Below are 12,311 nucleotides of genomic sequence, written 5' to 3'. Positions count from 1 at the left end.
CCCCTAAATATTCATGATATGGTTAATATACCCACCATGACACCAATTATGCTTTATAGCTAAATGGTGATATGTATAGGCATTTAATAATTTTTTTTTCTTTTCTTCTAAATACTCAGGCAAAAAGGACTGCACAATACCATAAAACGGAAAGTACAACAATACAAGTGGAGGAACATCTTCCACAATATCACCTTTCATGCAGATAAGGGCGCTAATGCATTCCTGTACGAAAGGCTGACTTATGAGGTCCGGCTTTTGAATGTCCAAAGAGAAAGGAATAACGGAGTCAATGATCGAGGGAACAAACGGATGGGATGAGTAAAACGGTGAAATCATGCTTGAATCCTTTGCAGCAGAATTCGGCAGCATGCTTGCCGGTAATGTTACCGCCTCTTTAGCAGGAGACAAAGCATTGGTTGGTATTACAACCTCCCACGTCATGATGGGCAATGGCGAGGTACTCTTCATATCACCTTAATAATCGATATGTATACACGATTTAATAAAACCCCCTTACCTATAATTTGGTAAGGGGGCGCTTTCAGTCATCTTTCTTTACTGAAGATTGATTTTGCACTTGTATAATAATGTTTTGAAACTCCTCTTTTCCACACACACTGCACCTATACTCCTGGCTTAGTATGGTCCTGCAATGAATACAATATTTTTTCTCCATCCCTATCACTACTTTCCTGAACATATACTATCAATATATTCAAAAAGTGAAGAGAGTTTCCTTTTATCTGACAAAACTCCAAATTCATTATCAATGATATGCTTCGGCCTAAATGAAAAAAATGCCCAAAATCCTCTTCACCTGAGGATTTTGGGCATGTAAACGGGTGAATCTATCAAGATTACAGAATCTATTTTTAATCAGGCTACATTTTGCCCTTCAATGCGGGCTTCCTTCACTTTCCCTTTTGTAGGGATGATGTTAAAAACGATATTCAAGAATATAGCTGTCAAACTTCCGGCAACAATACCGTTTTCCGTTAAGATTTGAAAGCTTTCCGGAATTTGCGCAAATAGCTCAGGAACGACGGTCACCCCTAGTCCCATCCCTACTGAACAAGCGATGATCAATAAATTTTCTTGAGAAGCAAAATCAACTTTGCTCAACATCTTAATTCCAGCGGCAATTACCATGCCGAACATCGCCACCATTGCACCGCCAAGCACGGAAGAAGGGATAATTGTCGTGAATGCACCGATTTTTGGAACAAAACCTATGAAAATAAGAATGCCAGCCGTTGTGAATATGACATTTCTTGTTTTAATGCCTGACAATTGAATCAAGCCGACATTTTGTGAAAAAGCTGTATACGGAAACGCATTGAACAAACCGCCAATCATGATGGCAAGTCCTTCAGAACGATATCCGCGAGCCAGATCGTCTTCTGAAATTTCTTTGTCCGTGATTTCACCAAGAGCATAATAAACACCAGTCGATTCCACCAAGCTGACGATCGCCACCAATGTCATTGTAATGATTGCCGTGACGTTGAATGTCGGGATTCCAAAGTAGAAAAAATGAGGCATATGCAGCCAAGTGGCACTGACAACCGAGCTAAAGTCGACTTTCCCAAGGAAGAAAGCTGCAAATGTTCCTACTAAAAGCCCCAATAAAATAGAGATGGAGCGTACGAATCCTGATGAGAATTTATACATGAATATAATGAATAACAAAGTTCCGAACCCAAGAGCTACATTATTCAAGTCTCCGAAATCAGCAGCTCCTTGGCCTCCACCAAGGTTGTTGATGGCAACAGGAATGAGTGTAATGCCAATAATCAAAACGACCGATCCAGTGACAATGGGCGGGAAGAACCTTGCCAGTTTTCCGAAAAACTTACTAATGATAATGACAATCAATCCCGACGCTAAAATAGATCCATAAATGGAGTTGATTCCATATTGCGTACCAATTGCAATCATCGGGCTAACTGCTGTAAATGTGCAGCCCAGGACGACCGGAAGCCCAATTCCAAAGAATTTATTTTTCCATACTTGCAATAAAGTTGCTATCCCGCACATCAAAATGTCTATCGAAACTAAATAAGTTAACTGCGCTGCAGTCAATCCCAGCGCCCCACCGACTATCAATGGAATGACGACTGCACCGGCATACATGGCAAGAACATGTTGTAATCCTAATGAAGCAACTTTTAATGGTGATTGATTAGACATTGACGGCTTCTCCTTCCTTTTCCTCAGCAAACGTTATCTCACCGAATTTCAACTCAGCAATCCGTGCAAGTGATTCCACTTGAAAACCTTGTTCCCTAAGATCCTTACCACCGCTTTGGAATGCTTTTTCAATCACGATGCCGATTCCGGCCACTTCTGCTCCAACCTGCTTACAGATTTCCACCAACCCACGTGCTGCCTGTCCGACAGCAAGGAAGTCATCGATGATCAAAACCTTATCTCCGGCTTCAATATATTTATTGGAAACCGTAATGGTATTGGTTTCTTTTTTTGTAAAGGAATGAACGGACGCCGTTATTAAATCATTTGTTAAAGTAAGTGATTTACGTTTACGGGCAAAAATGAGCGGAACTTCCAATTCCAGCGCAGCCATCAAACCAGGTCCAATGCCAGAAGATTCAATTGTCAGCACTTTCGTTATTTCCTTTTGTTCGAAACGTTTTACGAATTCTTTACCAATTTCTTTCATTAACATAGGATCCATTTGATGATTTAAAAATGAATCTACTTTTAAAATATCTTCTGATAAAGCTTGACCCTCGGACAAAATTTTATCCTTTAAAAGTTGCATGAAGGTTCCTCCCAATCTTGGATGTTTATTGACCCATAATCTATGCAATTGTTTCCAGGCATATAAAAAAGCCCAAGAAACATTGCTGCACTTTTTTTGAGTGAAGCAATACTTCTTGGGCACGAATGAAAAAAGAATCAGCAAAAGCCTTCATTATGCAACAAGATCTATTACTCACCCATAGTCGAATTATTTACGGTAATCCGGTAGAAACTTGCAGGCCATATCCCTGCTATTATACGAGTGAAACTTAATATTTTATTAATATATGAATTATAACAACGCTGACTCTATTTGAAAAGTTATTTTTGTTAAAAACCGAACTTTCAATAAAAAAAATAAGTCATCATTCGTATTAATAGAAAATTGTGAAATCACTAAACCTAAATAGCATGGATTTACCTATAAAGAAAAAACATCGCTGCCACTTCAAATAACATTTACTGGTATTTTGTTCATGCCCTTTTATGGTTTGTACATATTTGACCGTTGATTTCCTCTACAGGTACTCGCTTTCCACGGGCGGTCCGCCCACGTCGCCTTTGCGCCTGCGGGGTCTCCCCTGGACTCGCTTTTCTAAGCAGGCGTCTCGCATATTCCGTTCAACTTTGTTTAACTTTTAGAACCCTTTTGCCTATAAAGCATGATTCTATTCAGCGAAATGAACTGGAAATGATTACTTATAAAGAGGGTTATCGTGAGTACAAATCGCCAAAACACATCTGTGCAACATCCTCATCTTTATCACAGTGTACAAAAAGAATTTCAAAAAGTGGTGACACGGCCTATCTGGCAAACCTATGTGGAAGATGCAGATCATCTGCGTCATCATTTAGATGTAAAAACTATATATGCGAAACGGAAAGAAACGATTGAGCGTGTATTCGGGAGATGCAAAAGAATGGTATGCAGTGGACTACTTTAAGGGGACTTAAAAATTGTAGATGCAGGCGATGCTTACTTTTTCGCTGGATTACTAAAAAAAGATGGCCAATTGGACATAGTAAGGTCCAAAAATGGCCTAGCCTAGTGGGCTTGTAGAGCCCCAATCGCTTAATTCCAGGCGGAAATTTAAAGGGAATTTCCAAAAGGGGTTCGGAATTTTTAATTCCGAACCCCTTTTGTCTACAAACTTAGAAGGCCTTTACACTTAATGCAAGTCCTTCTTCCTTTGATTCATTTGATTTTATAAACTTCTTTATATTTATCTTCAAGATACTTTATTAAATACTGAACATTCAGACCTTCCCCTGTCGTTTCTTTCAAAATCTCCAAAGGTTTTTTTGTTTTTCCATATTTATGTATATTTTCATTAAGCCATTCCCTGATTGGCGCAATATCCCCCGCTTCCAACAGTCCATCAAAATCAGGCAAATCTTTAAGCATCGCTTGCTTGATTTGGGCTGCATACATATAGCCCAATGCATAAGAAGGGAAATAACCAAAGCTGCCATCTGCCCAGTGTACATCTTGCAACACGCCCATGGCATCATTTTCAGGAACAATTCCCAAATAATCCTTATATTTTTCATTCCAGACTTCCGGTAAATCCTTCACTTCAAGTTCTCCATTAAAAAGAGCCTTTTCCAGTTCATACCGAATCATTATATGTAGAGGATACGTCAGTTCATCTGCTTCAATACGGATGAACGATGGTTTCGATTCGTTAATGCCCCGGTAAAATTCCTCCAGTGTCACGTCATTGAATTGTTCGGGGGCATATTCTTTTAATAAGGAGAATTTATTTTTCCAGAAGCTTTGGTTCCGTCCAATGAAGTTTTCGAAAAATAAAGATTGTGATTCATGGATCCCCATGGATGTCCCGGAATCAAGAAGTGTTCCGGTTAACTCATTGGCGATATTCTGTTCATAAATGGCATGTCCACATTCATGAATGGTACCAAAGATTGCCCCCCTAAAATCATTTTCATCGTATCGGGTCGTCACCCGGACATCTCCCCTATTTATTCTAATTTCGAAAGGGTGAACCGTTTCATCCAGCCTGCCAGCCTTGAAATCGTATCCTAGCTGTTTTAGAATTTCCAAATTGAGTTGATGCTGTTTTTCTTTTGGAAATTCTTTATAAAGGAACCCTGTTTCAGGTCTATGTTCGCTTGTTGCAATCTGTTTTACCAAAGGAACGATCCTCGACCGAAGCTCACTGAATACGCTGTCAAGTACATCTACAGTCATGCCTGGTTCATACATATCCAAAAGGGTATTATATTTCGTCCCTTCATATCCCCAGTATTCTACAAACCTGCGGGTATACGCTACAATTTGCTCCAGATAAGGTTGAAATAAAGAAAAATCAGCTTTTTCCCTTGCCTCTTCCCATGCACTTTCAGAACGCGATTGTAAAATGACGAATTCCTTATATTCGTTTGCAGGAATTTTCTTATTCCTTTCAAAATCTTTCTTACACTCTTGCACCATTTTATTAGTCGTTTCACTAAGAGGCTCCTTCGAAAGTTCTGCAATGAAGGATTCCATTTCTTTACTTGTGCTCATATTAAACACTTCGGAGGAAAGCACCCCGATAACTTCGGAACGCTGCTCAACTCCCTTTTTCGGTGCACCTGTACGCAAATCCCAAAAAATTAACGCGAGTGCTTCATTATACGCCGAGATTTTCTTTACATATTCTTTAAACTCTTTTTCTATCAGATCGATACCCTTTTTAGTCATAGTCACTGCTCCTTCCAACTACACTTTACCATATTATACAAAAATCATTCCTATCAGAACCACTCCGATTAAAAAATTAAAATAAAAAAAGAGCCAAGGGGCACCTTGGCTCTTTTTTGGATTGACTTTAGTTAAAGCGCGACAGGAAGAATGGATACAATCTTCTCTTTCACCTTCTCCGAAAGATCCTTATCAATCAAAATCTGGACTGTCCCCGAATCATTGCTCGTCCTGATCAAACGCCCTATTCCCTGGCGCAAGCGAAGGAGCATGTATGGAAGGTCCACTTCTTCAAATGCGTCGGAAACCGAGTTGCGTTTAGCCTCGAAAACTGGATCGCGCGGCGGGAATGGCAGGGAGTGTATCACAACATTTTGTAATGAAGGCCCTGGAACATCAAGTCCTTCCCATAAATGATAGGAGAAAAGAACAGATTGCTCATCCTCTTGGAACTTCTTAACCAGCTCGCTGATTTCCGCTTCCCCTTCAAAATAAAATGGATAAGAAGACGCTGGGCAGTTTTCCTTGAACCAATGCAATTCTTCTTTTGATTGGAACAACACGAGTGTTCGACCTTGATTTTCCTCAATTGTCTTCATCGTAAATTGAAGTTTAGCCAATTGATCTCCATTTTCGAAGGTAGGCATATTCATTTTCATGACTTCATCGTAATCAAACGGTGATTCAACGGAAAAGCTGTCATACTTTTCTATCCCTAAACTATCTGCAATGTACTGAAAGGATTTATTATCCGATAATGTTGCCGATGAAAAAATGTAAGGGATTTTTTTAGAGAATACCTGTTCAGACAAAATATCCTGTACGAGCCTTGGCATGATGACCAATGTTTTGGTCATTTCATTTTCTTCAAACCAGGAAACGGCCTGTTCATCCTTTACAAATAGAGAAAGGGAGTAGCCCAGCTGCTCTAAATATTCTTCCGTCACTTTTAAATCATAATCATTGATCGTGTACATTTCCGCTTCAAAAACTAGGTTCTCCTCTAACTCCTCAACCTTTTTGTGAAGCTTATGGGCAAAGCTTGTAATTTCTTTGGACATTGGGATTTCATAACGATTAGATCCGCTGACATGTATCGCTTTTTCATCCAACAAATCAAAAAATTCTTCATTGATATCAATTAAATCCTCAATGATGTATAAGGTTTCTTCACGAACCTGATTGGCTGTAAGCAATTCCAAAACCGAGGCAAGGGTTTGTTCCCCAACTTTATAAGTTAAAGCCTTTTGAGCAGCAAATTCCAATAAGTGACCTTCATCAAAGACAACGCAGCTATGATCTGGCAGCAATGGTAATTGTCCTTCACGCTTACGCTTTTCCTTGGTCCATACATGCTCCATGAAGAAGTCATGTGAACAAATGATCAAATCACTTGATTTTCGATAGTGGTCCCGTGATAGGGTTTGCCCGCATCGATGGCGTTTATCACAAGTGAAACAGTTTTGGAGTTGATCCCAGCCAACTTTAGACCAGTCTTCATCATTTAAATATGGGTACTGTTTACGGTCCCCATATGCAGTATAGGCGTTCATGGATGAGTTATCATGGACAAACTTGGGAAGTTCATCATATAGCTGATCTATTCCCTCTGAATCTTCATGATTCACTGCATAATCCAACTTCTTTAGACATACATATTGATCGTGATATTTAGCAAGCCGAACATCCACTTCAATACCTAAAGCATTCTTGATTTTTTGGATGTCGCCTTCCTCTTTGACAAGCTGTTCAATCAACGTTTCATCTGCACACGAAATAATGGCCGGTTTATTCGTATATCTCGCATAACAAATCGCATATAGTAAATAGACCAATGTCTTACCGGTCCCTACCCCTGCTTCAGCAAAACTTACATTCTTTTCCTTAAAGGCTTTTTCTAATTGAAATGCCATGAAGATTTGTTCGTCACGCAGCTCAAATCCTTTTTCGGGAAGAATATCGTAAAAGACATCACCGATCCATTCTGAAAGCTTATCGTAAAAAGAATCTTCCTTTGTTACCGAAAAAGGCAGTGTTTTAAGCATCCTGGTCTCCCCTTTTAACTATCATCAGTATATAGAATCCGAATCATTATAATCTTAGGCAAAAGTATATTATCCTTTATTTCACATTAATAGTCAAGATATTTACCAACCATTAGAAAATGAAACGTATTATATTTTTTCTATGTATGCTGCCTGGTTGTCCATTCGTAAAATAAAAGACAGGCTCCAAAAGAGAGCCTGTCTGTAAATAATATAGGGTTGAATTAAGCTTTGTTTACGTTTGATGCTTGTGGTCCACGTTGACCTTGTTCTACATCAAATGTAACGTCTTGGCCTTCTTCAAGAGTTTTGAAACCTTCGCCTTGGATAGCTGAGAAATGTACGAATACATCGTCTCCACCTTCACGTTCGATGAATCCAAAACCTTTTTCTGCGTTAAACCATTTTACTTTACCTTGTTCCATTTTTGTTGCCTCCTAGTGTGTTCTCCACACATTATATTACTATCCTTGTTCAAAAGAATATTAAGGTATTCCTTAAATCTGAACAAAAATAATTCATTATTAGAATAACAGAAAAGGAAATGATAAGCAAGACTGGAACCTATTATGAATAAATCGTCCTGACTAGCAAAATCCTCCGTTATATTCTACCTACTTATTCACCTTGAGGCTGTCTTGGCGGCCTTTTCCCCCAATATTGATAAAGGTCAGCACGGATGAAACCATTGAACAATTTCCTTTTTTTCGTTGCAGGCTTACCATAATGCTGTTCGAAGTCAGGGTTGGAGGTAATCATGTATACTGACCAAGTATCAAGCTTCTTGAAGGCTTGGCCCATTTCCCTATACATCTGCTCAACCGCTTTTTTCTCGCCAAGACGTTCTCCATAAGGCGGGTTCCCGACAATGACACCATACTCTTTCCTGGTTGAGATATCCCTCACCTGCATTTGTTTGAATTCAACCAGATCACCAAGACCGGCTTCAAAACTATTAGCTTTAGCTATATCGACCATTCGATGGTCAATATCACAACCGGTTATGTCCAAGTACTGATCATAATCGGCTAAATCTTCAGCCTCGATCCGTGCTTCATCCCAAACCTTGCTGTCCATCCATGACCAAGTTTCAGATACGAATTCCCTATTAAAACCAGGTGCTATGTTCTGACCAATTAAGGCCGCCTCGATGGGAATCGTTCCAGATCCACAAAATGGATCTATGAAAGGTTTATCCGCTTTCCAATTGGTCAGCATGATTAACGCAGCTGCCAATGTTTCTTTAAGAGGTGCCTCCCCCTGCCCGGTTCGATATCCCCGTTTATGCAGACCTGCACCTGAAGTGTCCATGGTGAGTGTCACAACATCTTTTAAAATAGATACTTCAATTTTAAACAAAGGACCAGTTTCAGCAAACCAAGACACTTGCTTGTATTTACTTTTCAATCTATCAACAATTGCCTTTTTGACAATTGCCTGACAATCAGGGACACTGTATAGCTTTGACTTAACGGATTTTCCACTCACGGGGAACTCAACATCGGCCGATAAGTAATCTTCCCAATTCAATGCCTTTGTTTTTTCAAACAACTCATCAAATGAATATGCTTTAAATTCCGCGACTTTAATTTTCACCCTATCGGCAGTACGCAGCCATAAATTAGAGCGGGCAATGGCGGATTGATCCCCTTTATACGTGATTTTACCATTTTCGACTTGACAATCGTAACCAAGATCCCGAACCTCCTTGGCAACAATTGATTCCAATCCCATTGCTGATGTTGCGATAATATCGAATTGTTTCATTATTTCTGCACCTTCTTTCCATTAATCCAAATCAATGGCACCTTTTCGCGAATTTCTGTATTTTAGAAGCAGGCATTGATTTTTTACATGTAAACCTTATTTAAAAGGTCCACTACCATTTATCTTGTCGTTAGAATTCTTCATTGTTGGCCTAGCTTCTATCATGATCATATAGCGGGAACGTCTATGGATTACCGTGAAATTAAAGCTTTACTCTATTATCACTGCACCTTAAGATAATCGCTGCACTTATATTCTTGAAATCATCCAAACCAATTATGTATGGTTCCCATCCATTATCCCCCTTCAGCTAACAGAAGAATTAAGGAACCTTTATAAATAGGATACCCAGAATCAAGGAATGCTTAACATTCCAACACTATTTTTAACAACGTTTCCGAAGACTTCATTCAAGCCATTTTCTTTACGCTGGACACTTTTCGAATGGTATGAAAAACTTGCCAAGTTCTAAGTTTAACACAGCGGAGTTTCAGAAAACGAAAAATAAAAGGAAATGCCCAATCTTTTTATATTAGGGCAATCTCCATAAACAAAAACTCTCCTTTTAAAAGGAGAGTTGTGCTTTTGGTGTAATATGATAACGTTTTGTAAGCCATGTTTTGTTCCTCAGTACTGCAAGCGACTCGCGTCTCGTACTTCGGCGGTAATCATCTATCTACAGAAGCATGTGCTCCTGTCCTTCTCCTCGTTCATTTCCAAGGAAGAAAGCGCCCCTACCATTAATTTGGGTTTCTCGCTCGTGGGGTTTACCTCGTTCCACCCTTTACATTTCTGTAAAGGCTACGTCACTGTGGCACTTTTATAGGTATTCATGCCATATCCAAAAGGACTTAGGCATTTTCCCAGCCGTCAGCAATCCAAGATTGCTGCCCAAGCTTATTTTTTCGCCAGGCACGAACACTACGGACATCGCAGTCCGTGCGAGCATGGACTTTCCTCTACTGCATTAATGCAGCAGCAATTACCCAAACGTTAACATAACATAATTGATTATACTCCATTATTCACGAAAACACAATACCACAATAATTTTTACTTTTACAATGCAAAACCTCAATCAAAAAGCTTGTTACCAAAAACGTGCTTTTCCAAGTTGGATAACCGTTTAAGGATGTCAAAGTTAGTGGTTCCCGGGGTAGCACTTGGAGCAGGTTGATTTGGACGTTTTGTACTCTCGTCGGCTTGTTTTTTCAATTTAAGATTTTCTTGTTTAAGATCTTCAATTTCCTGATGGAACACTTCATAATCTTTAATGATCAGATCCAGGAATTGATCCACATCTTCAGGTTTATACCCGCGCATGGCTGTTTTAAAATCTTTTTCAAGAATATCTTTAGCCGTTAATTTTATCTTATCGGATAGCATAAGACTTCACCTCAATACTTTCGCCAATACAATCGACTTTTTATTATTTTTTCAAATCTGCTTGGGTTTGTCAACGAAACACCTTTTTGTATCTTACTGTTTCAGTGAACGGTATGTATTCCCATTAAAACTGTATCTAAATTTCATAATAATATGATTATGCTTTAGAAACAACTTTTAATCCATAATTATTTTCTCTCATTCTTCGGACCAGCTCGCTTCTTCCGCAGCCGATTGCAAATCATCAAAGTTTATCTGAAAGATGGGGTATGGCTGTGTTTCAGCTTTTTTCATCGCTTCGAAATAAGGATATCGGGCTGATCCCTCTTTTTCGGCTTCGAAAATGATGAGCATGGCATCGCTTTTATGGACCATATACCTATTTTTGATTTTAAGCTGTTCGGGCCCTTCATATGGTTTGTTGAAAATCGATTCAACAAAATCGGCACGGGCCAATATGGATCGGTAGAACTCTTGATTCGTTTCATTCCATGACTCTTCCTGTTTCAGGAAAGGAGTAAGCACACCTAATTTAAGCTGATGAAATTCTTCCTGTAATTCGAAAACCACTTCGGCACCCCATAATTCCGTACCCAACTGACCTGAGATGATCACCCATTCCAGCCCATCTTCCACCAATGGCAGGAGACGCTGTTTCATCGCTTTCTTTATATATTTTACGGCTTCATGGTCATTTTTAAATATCCCGAATTCAAAAGCTTTGTAGCCGGTCATATACAAAACCTTCATTGCATAGTCAATCTCCCTTTTAACATGATTATGTAAGAAAACAAGGGCTTAATAAGCCCTTATTTTTTAGTATCCAAAATGCCTAGGCGGACAGCATGGGTTTTGCGGCGGCCTTCCACAGATCAAGTGTTGATTATAGCACTCGTTCACCACGGATTGAGTATGCGGGAAATAATGCTTAAACGTGTTCACATGTTTATTGACATTTGTAGTATGTGATGGATGAACGACAGGAATCACTGTGTTCGATACATTCGTATTAACATATTGCTGTGTTGGAGAAACTTGCGCTGGGGCAACTTGAGATGGAGATGTTTGTGTTGGACCATATTGCGCTGGAGACACAGCCGATGGACCATATTGAGCTGGAGACACAGCCGATGGACTATAGGCTCCCATTACGTCAGACGCTCCCATTACGTTGGAATTTTTTTTACCGGTTGATGCGCCCATTACATTGTTGTGTGCGCCCATTACATTGTTGTGTGCGCCCATTACATTGTTGGATGCTCCCATAACATGGGGTTTATTTCCTCCACAATTACGAAAATACATTTATAATACGTCCCCTTTCATCATGATAAGTTTAGTCTTACATTACAGACTATGAAAAAAAGGGGATACGTGTACTGATGAAATGACCTAATTATACAGAATAAGTATAAAACGATGTATGGCTGTCGATAAGTACACTATTATATGAATGCTATCTCTTCAAATATGGAGGGTGATTTTCTACAAAAAGGAATAGAGACTGTCTTTTAATGAAGTAAATAAAACAATCGTTAAACAAAGGACAACAAAAAATAGAAATAAAGTCGTTTTATACATTTCTCCGCTCCGCTTTCACCTTAATTTTATTTGATGTAAAGGTATGAAATGAACGCTTG

At 39.2% G+C, this 12,311-nt stretch carries 10 protein-coding genes, 1 other RNA gene, 1 pseudogene and 1 riboswitch; of the genes and pseudogenes, 1 reads left to right on the top strand and 11 read right to left on the bottom strand.

Translation table 11 applies throughout. The features are described from left to right. Window positions 1-3 precede the first annotated feature (3 nt). From AC2YHV_RS12065 to AC2YHV_RS12055, 3 genes are all read right to left on the bottom strand, one after another. Complete coding sequence (locus AC2YHV_RS12065) at window positions 4-471, bottom strand: hypothetical protein (RefSeq protein WP_487373265.1); 468 nt, start codon at window positions 469-471, stop codon at window positions 4-6. A gap of 408 nt (window positions 472-879) precedes the next feature. Continuing rightward, window positions 880-2,193: a nucleobase:cation symporter-2 family protein gene (locus tag AC2YHV_RS12060; RefSeq protein ID WP_487373264.1), complete on the bottom strand. Its 1,314-nt coding sequence runs from the start codon at window positions 2,191-2,193 to the stop codon at window positions 880-882. Beyond that, window positions 2,186-2,785 carry a xanthine phosphoribosyltransferase gene (locus tag AC2YHV_RS12055; RefSeq protein WP_057277826.1) on the bottom strand — a complete coding sequence of 200 codons (600 nt, stop codon included), beginning with the start codon at window positions 2,783-2,785 and terminating at the stop codon, window positions 2,186-2,188. The genes AC2YHV_RS12060 and AC2YHV_RS12055 overlap by 8 nt, the downstream gene beginning before the upstream one ends. 161 nt (window positions 2,786-2,946) lie before the next feature. Further along, a riboswitch (purine riboswitch) is annotated at window positions 2,947-3,048 on the bottom strand. A 415-nt stretch (window positions 3,049-3,463) separates the two neighbouring features. On the opposite strand from AC2YHV_RS12055, the pseudogene AC2YHV_RS12050 reads away from it, so the two are divergent. Continuing rightward, a pseudogene (locus tag AC2YHV_RS12050) lies at window positions 3,464-3,765 on the top strand (transposase); the annotation flags it as partial. 196 nt (window positions 3,766-3,961) lie between these two features. Here AC2YHV_RS12050 and AC2YHV_RS12045 read toward each other — a convergent pair. From AC2YHV_RS12045 to AC2YHV_RS12010, 8 genes are all read right to left on the bottom strand, one after another. Then, window positions 3,962-5,473, bottom strand: coding sequence for a carboxypeptidase M32 (locus tag AC2YHV_RS12045; RefSeq protein ID WP_278088425.1), 1,512 nt, complete (start codon window positions 5,471-5,473; stop codon window positions 3,962-3,964). Between the two features lie 131 nt (window positions 5,474-5,604). Continuing rightward, a complete protein-coding gene (locus tag AC2YHV_RS12040; RefSeq protein ID WP_487373263.1) occupies window positions 5,605-7,518 on the bottom strand; it encodes an ATP-dependent DNA helicase in 1,914 nt (637 codons plus the stop codon). Window positions 7,519-7,742: 224 nt separating this feature from the next. Beyond that, window positions 7,743-7,943: a cold-shock protein gene (locus AC2YHV_RS12035; protein ID WP_034307871.1), complete on the bottom strand. Its 201-nt coding sequence runs from the start codon at window positions 7,941-7,943 to the stop codon at window positions 7,743-7,745. A gap of 193 nt (window positions 7,944-8,136) precedes the next feature. After that, entirely contained in the window at window positions 8,137-9,285 is a 1,149-nt protein-coding gene (locus AC2YHV_RS12030) for a THUMP domain-containing class I SAM-dependent RNA methyltransferase (RefSeq protein ID WP_063575774.1), read from the bottom strand. A 604-nt stretch (window positions 9,286-9,889) separates the two neighbouring features. After that, window positions 9,890-10,279: RNase P RNA component class B (gene rnpB / locus AC2YHV_RS12025), an RNA gene on the bottom strand. Between the two features lie 80 nt (window positions 10,280-10,359). Further along, window positions 10,360-10,671: a cell division regulator GpsB gene (gene gpsB, locus AC2YHV_RS12020; RefSeq protein WP_034307876.1), complete on the bottom strand. Its 312-nt coding sequence runs from the start codon at window positions 10,669-10,671 to the stop codon at window positions 10,360-10,362. A gap of 198 nt (window positions 10,672-10,869) precedes the next feature. Further along, the gene (locus AC2YHV_RS12015; RefSeq protein ID WP_053535550.1) at window positions 10,870-11,421 is read right to left on the bottom strand and encodes an SLOG family protein; all 552 of its coding nucleotides are present in this window, start codon (window positions 11,419-11,421) and stop codon (window positions 10,870-10,872) included. 66 nt (window positions 11,422-11,487) lie between these two features. Continuing rightward, window positions 11,488-11,976 carry a CotD family spore coat protein gene (locus AC2YHV_RS12010; protein ID WP_318269881.1) on the bottom strand — a complete coding sequence of 163 codons (489 nt, stop codon included), beginning with the start codon at window positions 11,974-11,976 and terminating at the stop codon, window positions 11,488-11,490. Between the last annotated feature and the right edge of the window lie 335 nt (window positions 11,977-12,311).

The organism is Peribacillus sp. SRI_006 (assembly GCF_057586375.1).
The sequence above is the reverse complement of the archived record's forward strand: the minus strand, read 5'-3'. Positions and strand labels throughout refer to the sequence as shown.

Bases quoted from the DNA above. Each gene is read 5' to 3' on its own strand.
- AC2YHV_RS12065 (WP_487373265.1), bottom strand. From the start codon at position 471: ATGAAGAGTACCTCGCCATTGCCCATCATGACGTGGGAGGTTGTAATA.
- AC2YHV_RS12060 (WP_487373264.1), bottom strand. From the start codon at position 2,193: ATGTCTAATCAATCACCATTAAAAGTTGCTTCATTAGGATTACAACAT.
- AC2YHV_RS12055 (WP_057277826.1), bottom strand. From the start codon at position 2,785: ATGCAACTTTTAAAGGATAAAATTTTGTCCGAGGGTCAAGCTTTATCA.
- AC2YHV_RS12045 (WP_278088425.1), bottom strand. From the start codon at position 5,473: ATGACTAAAAAGGGTATCGATCTGATAGAAAAAGAGTTTAAAGAATAT.
- AC2YHV_RS12040 (WP_487373263.1), bottom strand. From the start codon at position 7,518: ATGCTTAAAACACTGCCTTTTTCGGTAACAAAGGAAGATTCTTTTTAC.
- AC2YHV_RS12035 (WP_034307871.1), bottom strand. From the start codon at position 7,943: ATGGAACAAGGTAAAGTAAAATGGTTTAACGCAGAAAAAGGTTTTGGA.
- AC2YHV_RS12030 (WP_063575774.1), bottom strand. From the start codon at position 9,285: ATGAAACAATTCGATATTATCGCAACATCAGCAATGGGATTGGAATCA.
- gpsB (WP_034307876.1), bottom strand. From the start codon at position 10,671: ATGCTATCCGATAAGATAAAATTAACGGCTAAAGATATTCTTGAAAAA.
- AC2YHV_RS12015 (WP_053535550.1), bottom strand. From the start codon at position 11,421: ATGAAGGTTTTGTATATGACCGGCTACAAAGCTTTTGAATTCGGGATA.
- AC2YHV_RS12010 (WP_318269881.1), bottom strand. From the start codon at position 11,976: ATGTATTTTCGTAATTGTGGAGGAAATAAACCCCATGTTATGGGAGCA.